Below are 16,766 nucleotides of genomic sequence, written 5' to 3'. Positions count from 1 at the left end.
GCCGTCATTTTTTGTTCACAAATTACGCGTAGATTAGGTGCCTAAACATATACACCATGATTGCAACAAAAGCATATGCCGTACAGGATGCCACTTCCCCGCTGGGGCCATGGAATTTTGAACGCCGGGAACCGGGTCCTCATGACGTACAGATCGAAATTTTATATTGTGGCGTATGTCATTCCGATATACACCAGGTGCGTAACGAATGGGGCAACTCCATTTACCCAATGGTGCCGGGTCATGAAATAGTAGGGCGTGTGACCAAAGTGGGAGACCATGTTACCCGTTTTAAAGTAGGCGATCTGGCGGGGATCGGATGTTTTGTAGATTCCTGCCGCGAATGTGCACCATGCAAAGCCGGAGAAGAACAATATTGTGTTACCGGCGGCGCCAGCACGTATAACGGATATGAGATGGATAGGAAAACGCTTACTTATGGCGGTTATTCCACGCATATTGTGACTGATGAGAAATACACCCTGAAGATATCCGATAAATTACCGTTATCGGGTGTAGCTCCATTGCTCTGTGCAGGCATTACTACTTATTCTCCCCTGCGGCACTGGAAAGTAGGCAAAGGGCATAAAGTAGGCGTAGTAGGTTTGGGAGGACTCGGACACATGGCGGTTAAGCTGGCTGCTTCCATGGGAGCCGAGGTAACCATGCTCAGTACCTCCCCATCGAAAGAGGCGGATGCCAAAAAACTGGGCGCCCATCATTTTGCACTGACCACCAGTAAGGAACAGTTAAAGCAACTACGCAACCAGTTTGATTTTATCATCAATACGATTTCTGCGCCGCACGACTACAGCAACTACCTGAATATGCTGAACCTCGATGGCGTGATGATTTGTTTGGGCGTACCTCCGGAGCCATCGGCTGTGCCGGCGTTTAACCTGATTATGGGCAGAAGGAGCATTGCCGGTTCATTGATTGGTGGTATCCGTGAAACCCAGGAGATGCTGGATTATTGCGCGGAACATAATATAACCAGCGATGTAGAAGTGATTGACATTAAGGATATCAACACCGCTTATGAACGGATGTTGAAGGGAGATGTGAAGTACCGCTTCGTGATTGATATTGCCAGTTTAAAAAAATAAACCTGTTTATCAGGATAGGCTAACTAAAAAGGGATCCCGCACAGGAGATCCCTTTTTAGCTAGTAGCTACACCAGGTACCCGAATAAGCTGTCGTCTTTATTCAGCTCGGTGAACTGGAAATTATATTTCTGGAAATTGGCGATCAGTTTATCGTAGTCTTCCCGGTACTTCAGTTCAACACCTACCAGTGCCGGTCCTATTTCCTTATTATGTTTCTGGATATATTCGAAGCGGGTGATATCGTCGTTGGGACCGAGGATATGATTCACGAATTCTCTTAATGCACCCGGGCGTTGTGCAAAACGTACAATAAAGTAGTGTTTCAACCCTTCGTAGAGCAGGGAGCGTTCTTTTATTTCCTGCATGCGGTCGATGTCGTTGTTGCTGCCGCTGATTACGCATACTACTTTCTTTCCTTTTATTTCTTCTGTAAAGCCGTCGAGTGCTGCGATGGATAATGCGCCGGCAGGTTCTACTACGATGGCATCTTCGTTATACAGGCGCAGGATGGTAGAGCATACTTTTCCTTCGGGCACCAGGTGCATCTTTTCCAGTACGTCTTTACAGATTTCATAGTTGAGTGTGCCCACTCTTTTCACCGCGGCGCCATCTACAAATCGTTCAATTTCGTTGAGGGTAACAGGGCCTCCCTGTTCGAGTGCTTTGAGCATGGATGGGGCGCCTTCCGGCTCTACGCCGATGATGCGGGTCTTAGGGCTATATGTTTTGAAGTAGGTACCCAGTCCGGCTGCGAGTCCGCCGCCGCCTACCGGTACAAAGAGGAAATCGATGCCGGATTGGTCTTCCAGTATCTCCACGGCCACGGTGCCCTGGCCTTCAATAATTTTGGCATTGTCGAAGGGCGGGATGAAAGTCATGTTATTAGCGGCGGTAAATGCCTGGGCTTCGGCGGAGCAATCGTCGAAGGTGTCGCCAATGAGCCGGATTTCGATATTATCGCCTCCGAACATGTTTACCTGGTTTACCTTTTGTTTTGGTGTAATTACGGGCATAAACACCACGCCTTTGATGTTCATGGCTTTGCAGGCATAGGCGAAGCCCTGGGCATGGTTGCCTGCGCTGGCGCAGGTAACGCCTTTGGCCAATATTTCAGCAGGGAGGCTGCTGATGAGGTTGTAGGCGCCACGTAATTTATAGGAGCGTACAATTTGCATATCCTCTCTTTTCAGATACACATCGCATTGGTAGCGCCGGGAAAGGTTGGCGCTATAGGTAAGCGGGGTGCGTGCCACCACTGATTTCAGCTTCACTGCTGCATCGAGGATATTCAATGAATTGACGCTGCTCATTACTTCAGACATATGATCTATTTAAAATACAAATGGCAAACCATTCCGGAATTCTGGGAATCGGCTATTCAGCTATAAAGTTTCGTGGAAAAAATATCCGGGAAACTAAACAGCGGGAATGCTAATAATCAAAATTCCAAAATGGTTTGCCATCCGTCACTATAATTTTAAAAAAATTAAGCGTTGTTAGGACGCAACTTACGTACGGCTGCACCTGCCTGCCACATTTCGCTTTCGCGCAGTTCTTTCAGTTCTTCGTTCAGTTTTTCGCGATAATCAGGCGTACTGTTGGAAGCGATAGAACGGGCAGCTTCTTTACCAGCAGCTACGCTGGCGTACAGTTCATCAAATACAGGCTGAGTAGCTGTTTTGAATTTCTTCCACCAGTCGAGTGCACCGCGTTGAGCAGTGGTAGAGCAGTTAGCATACATCCAGTCCATACCATTTTCTGCTACCAGTGGCATCAGGGACTGTGTCAGTTCTTCTACTGTTTCGTTGAATGCTTCAGAAGGAGAGTGACCATTTTTACGCAGGGTTTCGTATTGTGCTGCGAAGATACCCTGGATACAGCCCATCAGGGAACCGCGTTCGCCTGTGAGGTCGGAGTATACTTCTTTTTTGAAATCTGTTTCGAACAGGTAACCGGAACCAACGCCGATACCCAGTGCAACTACGCGTTCTTTAGCGCGACCGGTAGCATCCTGGAAGATAGCGAAGCTGGAGTTCAGCCCCTGACCAGCCAGGAACAGGCGACGCAGGGAAGTACCGGAACCTTTAGGAGCTACCAGGATTACGTCTACATCAGCCGGAGGAACGATACCGGTTTGGTCTTTATAGGTGATACCAAACCCGTGGGAGAAGTAAAGTGCTTTACCAGGAGTCAGGTGTTGTTTCAGTGTAGGCCACAGGGTGATCTGACCAGCATCAGAGAGCAGGAACTGGATGATAGTACCTTTTTGAGCTGCTTCTTCGATGTCGAATAAAGTTTCGCCAGGAACCCAGCCATCAGCTACCGCTTTATCCCAGGTTTTAGAATTCTTACGTTGGCCTACAATAACATTAAAGCCATTGTCTTTCAGGTTCAGTGCCTGGCCAGGACCTTGTACGCCGTAACCAATTACTGCAATCACTTCGTTCTTCAGCACTTCCCTTGCTTTTTCCATAGGGAATTCTTCTCTGGTTACTACTTGCTCGAGTACCCCTCCAAAATTGATGGTTGCCATGTGTTGTTTTTTTAGCTTTTAGCTATTAGCGGTTAGCTATTAGCTGACGTGTGATTTGAATGAATAATAATGTATCGTTTAACTGCTTTCAGCGATCTGCTAAAGGCCGTGTTCTGCTTCCTGTGCCTGCAGTTCTTTCAGGTGTTCATGGAAACGGCGGCTCCATTTTACGATGGCTACGCGGCCGCTTTTTGAATACTCGATCAAACCGTATGGTTCCAGTTTTTTAATGAAGTCTATCAACTCCTGCTGGTGGCCGGTTTTTTCGATTACGAAATACTCGGCGGTAATAGTGAGGATACGCGCATTGTTTTCGCGGATCAACCTTTCAATATCGCCGGTATGTAACGACCGGGTAGATATTTTGTACAGCGCCAGCTCCTGGTATACTACCTCTTCTTCCTCGTGTACAAAGGCGCGATGTATTTCGATGAGTCTTTCTATCTGGCCTACCACTTTATCCAGCTTTTCACGTGTAGACAACACCGTTATAATGAATTTATATACACCGGGTATCTCTGTTTCAGCTGTGGTTAAACTGGTAATATTAATGCCCCTGCGGGTAAATATAATCGTGATACGGTTGGTGATACCTATACGGTCTTCCGTATATACCGTTACTGTATATTCTTTTTGCATATACCTGTTGTGAATTACAAATGATCAAAAATGAATCCTTCTGTACTGCTACTCCAGCCTGATGGAAGTAATAGGAGCGCCTGCTGGTACCATGGGGAATACGTTATCTTCTTTTTCCACCACTACTTCGAGCAGGTAAGCGCCCTTGTGTGCCAGCATTTCATCAATGGCGGCAGATATATCTTCCCTTGCTGTTACTTTCTTGCCGGGGATAAAGAATCCTTTGGCAATCTGTACAAAATCGGGATTGACCATTTCAGTTGAGGAATAGCGTTTGTCGAAAAACAACTGTTGCCATTGTCTTACCATTCCGAGGAAGTTGTTGTTGAGGATCACTATTTTCACGCCGATCTGTGACTGATAAATAGTGCCCAGTTCCTGGAGGGTCATCTGGAAGCAGCCATCACCAATGATAGCCACTACTTCTTTTTCTGGCGTCCCCATTTTGGCGCCCATGGCTGCCGGCAATGAGAAGCCCATGGTACCCATACCACCGGAGGTAACATTGGTATTAGGATTTTTGAACCGGTAGTAGCGGGAAGCTACCATCTGGTGTTGTCCTACGTCTGTTACCAGTACGGCTTCTCCCTTGGTTTTTTCTGAGATGAGGCGGATTGTTTCTGCCATCTTCAGTTCACCGGCTTCGGGATATAATTCTCTATGCTGTACTTTTTCGTATTCTTTCTTGTCAGCTGCCCTGAACTCTCCCAGCCATTCGCTGTGCTGTGCAGGTTGTACCAGTTCCAACAGCGCTTCCAGTGCGGGTTTGGCATCGGCATGCACCGCTACATCCGCTTTCACGATCTTGTTGATTTCAGCGGCATCAATTTCGATGTGAATTACTTTGGCGTTGGGCACATAGGTACCTACGTCGCCTGTTACGCGGTCATCGAAGCGCATACCTACCGCAATAACTACGTCGGCTTCGCCGGTGAGCATATTTGGGCCGTAGTTACCGTGCATACCGAGCATACCTACGTACAGGGGATGATCTACCGGCATCGCAGATAATCCCAGTAAAGTAGAGCCTACAGGGATCTGCGCTTTTTCTGCCAATGCGATCAGGGCTTTTTCTGCACCGGATAACAGCACGCCGTGACCACAAAGGATGAATGGCTTTTTAGCGCTGTTGATCAGGGCTGCTGCATCTGCCACTGCTTCCATACTTAATTCAGGAATAGGGCGGTAGCTGCGGATATATTCACATTTTTTGTACTCGTATTCAAACTCCCCGAACTGCGCATTTTTGGTGATATCCACCAGTACGGGGCCTGGCCGGCCACTACGGGCGATATAAAATGCTTTCGCCATGGCGGCAGGAATATCCTCTGCACGGGTTACCTGTATGTTCCATTTAGTGATAGGCATGGTGATACCGATCACGTCTGTTTCCTGGAATGCGTCTGTACCCAGCAATGCAGCGGCCACCTGGCCAGTTACACATACCATGGGCGTAGAGTCCATATAGGCATCTGCCAAACCTGTTACCAGGTTGGTAGCGCCGGGACCGGAGGTAGCAAAAGCCACACCTACCTTACCGGAGCTGCGGGCATATCCCTGGGCAGCGTGTGTAGCACCTTGTTCATGGCGGACGAGAATATGGTGTACCTGATCCTGGAAATCATAGAGGGCATCATAAATAGGCATGATCGCCCCGCCGGGATAACCGAAGATAGTGTCGACTCCTTCTGCTATCAGGGAGCGGATCACTGCTTCAGAGCCAGTAATAACGGGCTTTACAGTCAACTGCTTATCAGCTATCTCAGGCTTCATCGGTAACACATCCTTCTGTTGCATTTTTTACAAGTTTTGCGTACTTAAATAAGATTCCATTGGATACTTTCAATGCGGGTTGTACCCATTTTGCCCTGCGGGCGGCCAGTTCCTCATCACTCAGTTCCACATTGATAAAGTTCTTTACTGCGTCGATTTCGATGATATCATCATCTTGAACCAGGGCGATATTACCACCTTCAAAAGCTTCCGGGGTAATGTGGCCTACCACGAATCCGTGTGTACCACCGGAGAAGCGGCCATCTGTGATGAGGGCCACGCTTTTACCCAAGCCCACGCCCATAATAGCGCTGGTAGGTTTAAGCATTTCCGGCATACCTGGTGCGCCTTTAGGGCCTACGTGGCGGATGACGACGACATCTCCCTGTTTCACTTTACCGGAGGTAATACCGGCAATCAATTCAAATTCGCCATCGAAAACACGGGCAGGTCCTTTGAATCGTTCGCCTTCCTTACCAGTTATTTTGGCTACAGATCCCTGGGTGGCCAGGTTACCGTACAGGATTTGAATATGTGCGGTTGATTTCAATGGTTTTTCCAGCGGTACAATGATATCCTGTGCGCTGAAATCCAGGTCTGGTATACTTTCCAGGTTTTCGGCAATTGTTTTACCGGTAACGGTGAGACAGTGGCCGTGGAGGAATCCTTTTTGCAGGAGGTATTTCATTACCAGGGGAATACCGCCGATGTTGTGGAGGTCTTCCATGAGGTATTTACCACTTGGTTTGAGATCGGCGATCAGCGGTGTTTTATCGCTGATACGCTGAAAATCGTCAATGGTAATATCAACGCCTACGGATTTTGCGATAGCGATGAAATGCAGTACGGCATTGGTGCTGCCGCCAGTGGCCATGATGATGGTGAGCGCATTTTCAAATGCCTCTTTCGTCATGATGTCCCTGGGTTTAATATCTTTTTCCAGGAGCAGGCGGATATATTTACCTGCGGCGAGGCATTCATCCTTTTTTTCCTTGCTCAGGGCGGGGTTGGATGAGCTATAAGGCAGGCTCATACCGAGTGCTTCAATAGCAGAAGACATGGTATTAGCGGTGTACATACCTCCGCAGGCGCCGGCGCCGGGGCAGGAGTTTTGTACGATGCCTTTAAAATCGCCTTCATCGAGTTTACCGGCCATTTTCTGACCCAATGCTTCGAAAGCGGAGATGATATTAAGATCCTGGCCTTTATACTTTCCGGGGGCGATGGTACCGCCGTACACCATGATAGACGGGCGATTGAGGCGACCCATAGCCATCAGGGAACCGGGCATGTTTTTATCGCAGCCTGGAACGGTGATGAGGGCATCATAATACTGCGCTCCGGCTACAGTTTCAATGGAATCAGCAATCAGATCGCGGCTAACGAGGGAGTAGCGCATACCGGGGGTACCATTGCTCATACCATCGCTGACGCCAATGGTATTAAAAATGAGTCCCACCAGGTCATTGGCCCAGACGCCTTTTTTCACGTCCTGTGCCAGGTCGTTCAGGTGCATGTTGCAGGTATTACCATCGTAGCCCATGCTAACAATACCTACCTGTGCTTTTTTCAAATCTTCCTCTGTCAAACCAATTCCGTACAACTGTGCCTGTGCGGCTGGTTGCGTAGGATCCTGCGTAATCGTCTTGCTGTATTTATTTAATTCCATTGCTTTAGTTATTACCGGAGTTATAGTAACCCTATTTTAAAACTTCACCACAAATTACCCGGTAGTTGCCTCATATTCAAACCAACAATTTCCAAATTACCGGTATTCAAATCTGCCTTTCAGTTGTCCAAACCCTTTACAGTAAAGGGTTATGTATTTTTCGATTTACGACCTTCAAGGCAGAAAGCGTAGAGCGGAAAGCGGAAAGCATAAAGCTATCTATGTTTGCTGAAGCTCCTTTACAGATATCTGGTAAAAATTCCATACATAATGGATGGGTGATATCCGCTTCAATAGCTTTGTGCTTTCGGCTTTCAGCTTTCAGCTGTATATTATTTAGGCCAGTTGAGCTTCGCGTTGGAAGGATTTTTCCAGTACTCTGGCTTTGTAGGCCTGTTGCAGTACTTTTCCGAGTGACTGCGCCCATGGTTTACCGAATGGTTGTCCGTCGAGGGAGTCGAGACCAATTACTTCGGCGGCGGTACCGCAGAAGAAGGCGCATTCGGCTTCTTTCAGTTCAGCGATGGTAAATAATTTTTCTTCCAGTGGGATATTCAGTTCCTGGCAAAGTTCGATAACGGTAGCGCGGGTGATGCCTGGGAGGATGTTACCGGCAGGAGGAGTGTAGATTTTGCCGTCTTTTTCGAAGAAGATATTAGCACCGGGGCCTTCTGCAACGTAGCCATTCATATCGAGGAGGAGTGCTTCATCGTAGCCTTTTTCTTTTGCTTCCTGTGAGGCCAGTATCGAATTTACGTAGAGGCCGGCGGACTTGGATTCTATTTTAAAGGCTTTGGGATTAGGTCGCTCGTAAGAGGAGGTCATTACGCGCAGCAATTTTTCTCCCAGGTACGCTCCCCATTCCCATGCACAGATCAGGATATTTGATTCCGATGCTGCTTTGAGGGTCATGTTAGGCGGACAGAAAACCAGCGGTCGGATGTAAGCTTCTTCCATGTTATTCATCTCCAGTACTTTGTAACAAGCGGCGATCAACGCTTCGTTATCAAATTTGTAAGGGATGTGGATCAGTTCACAAGAGCGCTGGAGGCGGTCGAAGTGTTCTTTTGCTTTAAAAATTTTCACTTCCCCGTTAGCGGTCTTGTAGGCGCGGATGCCTTCAAATACTGCGTAACCGTAGTGGAGCGATTGGCCAAACAGGTCAGTGGTAGCGGTGTTCGCTTTGGTGTACTCCCCGTTGATGTAAAGAATGGTGTTGTCGTTGTAATAGCTATACATAAAATTGAAATTATACCAGGAATCTATCGTCCAAAAAAAAAGCCTTCCTCTTTGCGGAGGAAGGCTCTATATTTTGTGATTATATGCACGTTTACCTATCCTCCGAACTGGTGGCTAATAATGACAACGACGATAATCACGACCTTCGTGATAGCCCAGTTGAGCTGAGGTACGATGTGATTAAGTTTTATATTGTCTTTATTTACCCACATGGAGGTGTTTGTTATTGACTGTGTTTCTACAAAAGTATTCGCGAAAAAAATAAAAAACAACAACCTTCCCAATATTTCGTAAAAAATTAATCACATTAGATGTTTTTGAAAATATTTAAAAAAAGAGCTCCATACTTATTCTTTTTCTAAACAATCCAATAGTTCCTTATAAATTAATCTACCAGTTTTGTGTACAAAACACGGATAAAGGGGCAAAAAAAATCCCGGTGCGGGGTGCACCGGGATCTAAATGATTTCATTTCATTTACTGTTCACGTTCTAAAAATGATTTCATTTTACTGTTCACTTGTTACGCTGATAAGCAGGCATTTGTCGATAATTTCCTGCAGTATCGCTTCTTTTTCCATGAGCCGCTGGAGTAATACCAGTTGGTTTTTAGCGCGGTCATAGTTGTGTGTCGGATGTTTAATGGGATAGTATACATCACCGTTCAGGTAATCGGTGAGGAATCTGATCCCCTGCATGTAGATCATGAACTTCCCGGCAAAGAACAGTTGTTCTTTTTCTACTTTGGTTAAAGTACCGCCAATCTCTTCGAGATACCCCTGCATGAGGGCCTCGTAGTATTCTTCGCGGATAACGATCTGGCTGAAATCTTTTTCTTCTTCAGAAACGGGGCAAACATAGGTACGTACCATGTCGCCGAGGTCTGAGATGATTTTACCGGGCATCAGGGTATCCAGGTCACACACACAAATACCTTCATAAGTATCCTTGTTGAGCAATACGTTATTGATTTTGGTATCGTGGTGCATCAGATGGTCCCTGAAATCGGGATTTGTTTTCAGTTGTTCATACGTTACAGCGATGTCAGAATAGCGGAGGAATTCTTCAATCATCTCTTCTGCTGCAGCTTTCCTGTCTTCCTTAGCGGTGCGGATAGCTTCCTGGAAGGCGCTGTACCGCAAGGTAAGGTTGTGAAAGTTTGGAATAGAAGCTTTAAACGGCTTCAGGTCAATTCCCGAAAGGTAACTGGCGAGGCGGCCAAACTGTTTGGCTGCTTCATACGCCTGCTTTGGGTTGTCGGCCTGATCTACCGTTACGGAATCCGCAATAAAAGGGATCATTCTCCAGTATTCGTTGTCAATTACAAAGAGCTCTTCCCCATTAACCGTGGGGATCGGCGTAATAAACAGATAGCCGGGATGATGAACTGCCAGGAAATCTGCTGCCATTCTCTGGTTGGCGGCGATCACTCCTGGTTCCTTAAATACGTTTACATTGATTTTCTGTAAAACATACTTACTGCCGTCCTGCTTTTTTTCCAGCAAAAAAGTGTTGTTGATGTGTCCTGATCCAAATCTTCGGACATTTAATCCTTCAGGCTCCAATCCGAAAGCCTGAAGGATCTTTGTGTTGGGTTTTATTTCCATAAATTGTCTGGATATTCTCCCTTCTTAACCAGCTCGGATAGGCTGGCCTGCACGCCGGGTGCATCTTCTTTGTAAGTAACACCAAACCACTGTGCGCTGGTCGGTAATACTTTTACTTCGCCTTTACCGCGACGGATAAATTCATCAGCTACAATCGGAATAAAGAATTCAGACTTAGGATTGCTGATGTTCTTATCCAGGAATTCGGTAAATAAGTCCTGGCTCAGCTGGAACACGCTGGGATGGAATCCCCAGAAGTTCATAGATACAGGTGTATTGGCTGCCAGCGGGTGCTTGCCGCCGTCTGCGTCTTCATACACGATCTGATCGCCGTCTTTGTATATTTTAGTCCTTTCATTGATCGCAGTGAGGTTTTGCGTAGTGCCCACTTCGCAAACACCGCGGGATACAGAGCCATGTTCACTGATGGTTTTGCCCAATTCATAACCTACTACGCTGTATACATCTGGCTTACAGTCATTTTTCAGGAAAGCCGCCATTTTTACGAAAGAGTCGGTGCCATAGAAGTCATCCGCGTTGATTACTGCAAATGGCTCATTGATGGCGTTCTTTGCACAAAGGATCGCATGAGCGGTACCCCATGGCTTGGTTCTGTCGGCAGGAATAGTGTGATTACCTACAAATGCATCCATTTCCTGGAATACATAATCCACTTCTACACGACCTTTCAGCTTAGGTTCAAAGATTTCTTTGAACTCTGTAGCAAAGTTTTCGCGGATAATGAACACAATCTTTCCAAAACCGGCGCTGATAGCGTCGTAAATAGAGTAATCAATGATAGTTTCTCCGCTGGGGCCAAATTGCTGGATTTGCTTCAAACTGCCATAACGACTGGCCATTCCGGCCGCCAAAATCAATAAAGTCGGTTGCATTTTGCTGATATTAGTTTTATAATTGACAACTATTTACCTAAAATAACGGCGTTAAATTTAATCATTAAAACTATTTTCACACTTTCTTTTTGTGTAGAACACGTATTTTAAAGATTAATTAAACCGAACAATGAAGAGATTACTAGTGCTGGGAGTCCTTGCCATGCAGCTTTTTACTACTGCCAATGCGCAAGAAAAAACAAATCCTGAAGAGATCAAAGAAAAAATGCAGTGGTTTGCGGATGCCAAATTGGGCATTTTCATCCACTGGGGGATTTATTCTGTGAATGGAATCGATGAATCCTGGTCATTCCACAACAAAAAAATCTCTTATCCCGATTACATGCGGCAGCTAAAAGGCTTTACCGCCAGTAACTACAATCCACAGGCCTGGGCCGACCTAATCAAGGAATCTGGCGCCCGCTATGCGGTTATGACCACCAAACACCACGACGGTGTAGCCCTGTGGGACAGCAAATACAGTAAACTGAATGTTGCTAAGAGCACGCCGGCCAAAAGAGATGTGCTCACCCCCTTCTTTGCAGCCCTGCGGCGCGATAGTATCAAATGTGGGGCCTATTTCTCCCTCATCGACTGGAGTTACCCGGATTATCCACAGTTTTTGAAAGACAGCAACCGCTATGATATCAAAGCACAGCCCGAAAGATGGAAAAAGTTCCTTGGGTTTTACGAAGGCCAGATGGCGGAGGTAATGAACAAATTCAACCCCGACCTGTGGTGGTTTGACGGCGACTGGGAACATTCTGCCGAAGAATGGGAAGCTCCTAAAATGCGTAAAATGCTCACCGACCATAATCCTAACACCATTATCAACGGACGTTTACAAGGGTATGGCGACTACGACACTCCCGAACAGAATTTCCCCGTTACCCGTCCGCATTTCCACTGGTGGGAGCTATGTATGACCATCAACAACAACTGGGGATGGCAGCCACAGGACACCAACTGGAAAACGCCCTACGAAATCATCACCATCTTCGCAGATGCCGTGGCCAATGGCGGCAACCTGCTGCTGGACATAGGTCCACGTGCTGACGGCAGCATCCCGGATGAAGAAGTACACCTGCTCAAAGAATTGGGCGCCTGGAATAAACGTAATGGGGAGGCTATTTTTAACACCATTGGCGGTATCCCACAAGGGCATTTCTATGGCCCTACCACCCTGTCGAAAGATTCCACCACCCTTTTCCTGTTCCTTGCTGCTAAAACCAGCGGCCCGATTATGGTAAAAGGACTATCTAATAAAATAGAAAGCATCACCGTATTGGGCAATAACACCCCGCTGTCGCATAAGATAGTAGGTAAGATCTCCTGGAGCCCGGTACCGGGACTGGTATATATTGACGTTCCAGAACAAGTACAGGATAAATATGTGACCGTACTGAAAGTGAAGCTGGACAAAGCCGTGAAGCTATACAGGGGAAAAGGCGGTTTTCTCACCAACGAATAACTATGCTGGATTATAGCAACATCAGCTTAACATCTATACACCCCGCATGGCTGCCGGAACACATCTCCGCAGCCATGCTGCGTTTAGATCAGCTTCATCCGGAGATATCCGGCAATAAATGGTTTAAATTAAAACATAATATACAGGCCGCGCTGGCCGATCACTGTGGCGGTATACTCACCTTTGGAGGCGCGTACTCCAATCATATTGCAGCCACCGCGGTAGCCTGTAAAGAAGCTGGTATTGCCTGCACTGGCATTATACGCGGAGAAGAGCATCATGCATCGGGGAACCATACCCTGCAAACAGCCAACGCCAACGGTATGGGGCTGATCTTTGTAAACCGGGAAGATTACCGGAATGGCACCGCCTTAAATACTTATAGTTCCCTGTTTCCCGACTATCACCTGGTGCCGGAAGGCGGGCACAATCCGTTGGGTGCCAGGGGGTGTGAAGAAATCCTGTCTATTCTCCCTACTACCAGCTATACACATATACTTTGTGCCGTAGGCACCGGCACTACGCTGGCCGGGCTGATCAACAGCGCTACCCTGCAACAGCAGGTAATCGGCATCCCTGTATTGAAAGGCGCCCAATACCTGGATAGCGAGGTGAACGACCTGCTGAAACCCGGGATCCGCCCGGTCTGGACGCTGTTACACGACTTCCACGAGGGTGGTTATGCCAGGAAATCGGCCGCGCTCATAGATTTTATCAATAGCTTCTATATTCAAACAGGTATTCCAACAGATATTATTTATACGGGTAAACTGGTAAAAGCATTTCAGCAATTGGCCCTGCAAGGCTATTTCCCGGACAACAGCAAAGTATTGCTGATACATACCGGCGGGCTGCAAGGCAATCTTTCCCTCCCTCCCGGCGTTTTAACCTTTTAAAAACTGTTCATTATATTTGAACGGTAGTGTATTTTTGCCAACTTAAAGAGCTCGGAATAATCAGTATGAAGCAAATTGTGCGTATAACTTTTGTTATTGGAATATTTTTATTGACGGCATTTACCGGGAAAGCACAGGAACAAACCTATGTTCCGCCCGTACTGCCCAACTTCGTGGCTACCATTAAAACCGGTAAAATACAACTGGACTGGATCTCCGGCTTTACACAAGTCAAAGAAATCGGTGTTCAGCGGTCGCTCGACAGCGTACTGAATTTTAATACCATCGGGTATGCCAGCTATCCTACCCAGACAAGAAATGCTTACCTCGATAACAAGCCCCTGCCCGGTACCAACTACTACCGCCTGTTTATCTTATTCACCAATGGGCGTTATATGTACAGTAAAACGGTACTAGCCCTGTCTGATAGCAGTATTCGCGCCGACCAGAAACTCCAGTATGCTGATATCAAGGATGCCGCCAAAGGCCTCCGAGGCAAAGAACAGGAAAACAAAGAACCCGAGAGAATACAATGGCACCCATCAAACTATATTTATACCACTGCAGATGGTAATGTGAATATCAAATTACCGGATGCGCCGGGAAAAAAATATACTGTCAAATTTTATGAACCAAACGGGGCCTATCTCTTTGATATCCCGGAGGTGAAAGGGCCTTTTCTGATCCTGGAAAAGGCGATTTTCCTGCATGCAGGCTGGTTCAATTTTGAAATATTTGAGAATGGGAAGGTGTTAGAAAAGTGGAATTTGTTTATTCCGTTGAATTATAAGATGTAGAAGCTATAACATGCTATAAAAAGCCCCCACGCTGCCTGCAACGTGGGGGCTTTTTTATATACCTCACTCCTACACCATCTCCGCCTCAAACACTTCTCCAAAGTGCTTGCTCAGCTTAGCTTTCACTTCTTCCATACTCACAGCATGTCCTAATTCTTTATCAAGTGACGCTACTTGTTTATCGGCGATGCCACAGGCAATAATATTATTGAAATAATCCAGGAGGGTATTAACGTTGAGTGCAAAGCCATGCATAGTTACCCAGCGGCTGCAACGTACGCCCATCGCGCATATTTTACGGGCTTGGGCTTTATCCTGTGGATCGAGCCATACGCCGGTTTCTCCTTTGGAGCGATCGCCCGTAACACCGTATTCTGCGAGGGTGCGGATAATTACCTCTTCCAGGCAACGCAGATATTTGCCGATGTCGGTAAAAAAGTGTTCCAGGTCCAATATGGGATAGCCTACTATCTGGCCTGGTCCGTGGAAGGTAATGTCGCCGCCCCGGTTGGTAGGCACAAACTCGATACCTTCTTCCTTCAACCGTTGTTCAGAGATCAGCAGGTTTTCTATATGCCCGCTTTTACCGATGGTATATACCGGCGGATGTTCGCAAAAAAGCAGGTAGTGGGTAGTAGGCGCTGGCTGCCCGGCGGGCGTAGTTGATTTCAACTGCACATTTTCCTTCAATAGCTGCTCCTGGTAGTCCCAGGCGGCCTGGTAACCGATGGTGCCAAGGTCTTTTACTACAATCTGTTGTTTTGCTTTTTCCATGATCGTACTGGTTCTTTTTCGCTGCGCGAAGGTACGCCAATTCGCCGTGATCCGGAACATTTGCCCGGGAGCTGCTAAACTGGCAACTAAACTTTACCTTTGCAAAAAAATAATATTAATGGCTGAAGAACTGCTGGAATTGGAAGATGAGCTGGATAATGGCGATGGCAGTGAGGAATTATATGAGAAAATTAATATGGTGGTGGACAAAGGTCAGGAGCCCCTCCGTATCGATAAGTTCCTTACAAACCGCATTGAAGGCGCTACCCGCAACAAGATACAACAAGCCCTGGATGGTGAGATGGTATTGGTAAACGATAAACCCGTTAAAGCCAATTACAAAATCCGGCCACTGGACAGGATTGTGGTGTTTTCCAACCGGAATCCGGAGAACAACGACATTATTCCACAAGAGTTACCGCTGAACATAGTATACGAGGACGAAGATGTGATGGTGATTGATAAACCGGCCGGCCTGGTAGTACATCCCGGTTGTGGTAACCGCGATGGTACCCTGGTAAACGGCTTGTCGTGGTACCTGGGAGATAAAACACAGGTGACGGAGCCAGAAATTCCGCGCTTCGGGTTGGTGCATCGGATCGATAAAAATACCAGCGGGTTACTGGTCATCGCCAAATCGTCTAAAGCCATGAATGACCTGGCCAAACAATTCTTTGACCATAGCGTGCATCGCCGTTATATAGCGCTGGTATGGGGTGATTTTGAAGAGGATGAAGGAACGGTAGTAGCCCACGTAGGCCGTCACCAACGGTTAAGGAAAATCATGGATGCGTATCCCGATGGTGAATATGGGAAAGAAGCCATTACCCACTACCGGGTGTTGGAACGCTTCAACTACGTGAGCCTGGTAGAATGCCGGCTGGAAACTGGCCGTACCCACCAGATCCGTGTACACATGCAACATATTGGCCATTCACTCTTCAACGATGAAACCTATGGCGGCAATCGTATTGTAAAAGGCACCGTATATACGAAGTATAAACAGTTCATCGATAATTGCTTCGATATTATGCCCCGCCATGCCCTGCATGCGCAACAGCTGGGATTCATACATCCGCGTACCCGTCAACAAATGCATTTCGAAAGCCCATTGCCGGCCGATTTCACCAGCGTATTGGAAAAGTGGAAAAGGTATATCTCTGCCAGGCCGCTGAGAGATGAAGAAAGCTGATCTATAGCAGAAAGCAGAAAGCAAAAAGCTATTGTGGAGAATGATCTTAGCGAATATTTAAATCACTTTGGTCATTCTCCACAATAGCTTTTTGCTTTCCGCTTTATGCCTTCTACATTTATTATTAAAAATATTCTACATGTTTTATATTATCTTAGCGGTAATTACCCATGTCAA

Annotated in this window: 14 protein-coding genes; 5 read left to right on the top strand and 9 right to left on the bottom strand. The window is 46.8% G+C overall.

The features are described 5' to 3' along the window. Positions 1 to 56 precede the first annotated feature (56 nt). On the top strand, positions 57 to 1,106 hold the full coding sequence (locus HGH90_RS24285; protein WP_168766319.1) for an NAD(P)-dependent alcohol dehydrogenase: 1,050 nt from the start codon (positions 57 to 59) through the stop codon (positions 1,104 to 1,106). Positions 1,107 to 1,172: 66 nt separating this feature from the next. On the opposite strand, the gene ilvA is transcribed toward HGH90_RS24285, so the two are convergent. The 8 genes from ilvA to HGH90_RS24245 form a co-directional block, all read right to left on the bottom strand. Beyond that, complete coding sequence (ilvA, locus tag HGH90_RS24280) at positions 1,173 to 2,429, bottom strand: threonine ammonia-lyase IlvA (protein ID WP_168766318.1); 1,257 nt, start codon at positions 2,427 to 2,429, stop codon at positions 1,173 to 1,175. 164 nt (positions 2,430 to 2,593) lie between these two features. Continuing rightward, positions 2,594 to 3,640 carry a ketol-acid reductoisomerase gene (gene ilvC / locus HGH90_RS24275; protein ID WP_145672060.1) on the bottom strand — a complete coding sequence of 349 codons (1,047 nt, stop codon included), beginning with the start codon at positions 3,638 to 3,640 and terminating at the stop codon, positions 2,594 to 2,596. 99 nt (positions 3,641 to 3,739) lie between these two features. Further along, a complete protein-coding gene (ilvN, locus tag HGH90_RS24270) occupies positions 3,740 to 4,279 on the bottom strand; it encodes an acetolactate synthase small subunit (RefSeq protein ID WP_168766317.1) in 540 nt (179 codons plus the stop codon). 48 nt (positions 4,280 to 4,327) lie between these two features. Next, a complete protein-coding gene (gene ilvB / locus HGH90_RS24265; RefSeq protein WP_317166176.1) occupies positions 4,328 to 6,076 on the bottom strand; it encodes a biosynthetic-type acetolactate synthase large subunit in 1,749 nt (582 codons plus the stop codon). After that, positions 6,042 to 7,721 (bottom strand): dihydroxy-acid dehydratase, encoded by a 1,680-nt coding sequence (gene ilvD / locus HGH90_RS24260; protein ID WP_168766316.1) that lies wholly within the window; start codon positions 7,719 to 7,721, stop codon positions 6,042 to 6,044. Before ilvD ends, ilvB begins: the two co-directional genes overlap by 35 nt. A 336-nt stretch (positions 7,722 to 8,057) precedes the next feature. After that, positions 8,058 to 8,960, bottom strand: coding sequence for a branched-chain amino acid transaminase (locus tag HGH90_RS24255; protein WP_168766315.1), 903 nt, complete (start codon positions 8,958 to 8,960; stop codon positions 8,058 to 8,060). Between the two features lie 508 nt (positions 8,961 to 9,468). After that, the gene (locus tag HGH90_RS24250; RefSeq protein ID WP_168766314.1) at positions 9,469 to 10,566 is read right to left on the bottom strand and encodes a phosphotransferase enzyme family protein; all 1,098 of its coding nucleotides are present in this window, start codon (positions 10,564 to 10,566) and stop codon (positions 9,469 to 9,471) included. Next, positions 10,557 to 11,459, bottom strand: coding sequence for an NDP-sugar synthase (locus tag HGH90_RS24245; RefSeq protein WP_168766313.1), 903 nt, complete (start codon positions 11,457 to 11,459; stop codon positions 10,557 to 10,559). The genes HGH90_RS24250 and HGH90_RS24245 overlap by 10 nt, the downstream gene beginning before the upstream one ends. A gap of 130 nt (positions 11,460 to 11,589) precedes the next feature. Between HGH90_RS24245 and HGH90_RS24240 the strand changes: the two genes are divergently transcribed. From HGH90_RS24240 to HGH90_RS24230, 3 genes are all read left to right on the top strand, one after another. Further along, a complete protein-coding gene (locus tag HGH90_RS24240; RefSeq protein WP_169192071.1) occupies positions 11,590 to 12,930 on the top strand; it encodes an alpha-L-fucosidase in 1,341 nt (446 codons plus the stop codon). Positions 12,931 to 12,932: 2 nt separating this feature from the next. Continuing rightward, on the top strand, positions 12,933 to 13,826 hold the full coding sequence (locus HGH90_RS24235) for a 1-aminocyclopropane-1-carboxylate deaminase/D-cysteine desulfhydrase (RefSeq protein WP_168766311.1): 894 nt from the start codon (positions 12,933 to 12,935) through the stop codon (positions 13,824 to 13,826). A gap of 65 nt (positions 13,827 to 13,891) precedes the next feature. Then, a complete protein-coding gene (locus HGH90_RS24230; protein ID WP_168766310.1) occupies positions 13,892 to 14,623 on the top strand; it encodes a hypothetical protein in 732 nt (243 codons plus the stop codon). Between the two features lie 69 nt (positions 14,624 to 14,692). On the opposite strand, the gene lipB is transcribed toward HGH90_RS24230, so the two are convergent. Beyond that, positions 14,693 to 15,397 carry a lipoyl(octanoyl) transferase LipB gene (gene lipB, locus HGH90_RS24225; protein ID WP_168766309.1) on the bottom strand — a complete coding sequence of 235 codons (705 nt, stop codon included), beginning with the start codon at positions 15,395 to 15,397 and terminating at the stop codon, positions 14,693 to 14,695. 118 nt (positions 15,398 to 15,515) lie between these two features. Here lipB and HGH90_RS24220 point away from each other — a divergent pair, with 118 nt between their 5' ends. After that, entirely contained in the window at positions 15,516 to 16,589 is a 1,074-nt protein-coding gene (locus tag HGH90_RS24220) for an RluA family pseudouridine synthase (RefSeq protein WP_168766308.1), read from the top strand. Positions 16,590 to 16,766: the final 177 nt, after the last annotated feature.

The sequence above is a fragment of the Chitinophaga sp. Ak27 genome (assembly GCF_012726295.1).
In the GTDB taxonomy this organism is placed as follows: Bacteria; Bacteroidota; Bacteroidia; order Chitinophagales; family Chitinophagaceae; genus Chitinophaga.
This window is presented reverse-complemented; position numbering and strand designations above follow the sequence as displayed.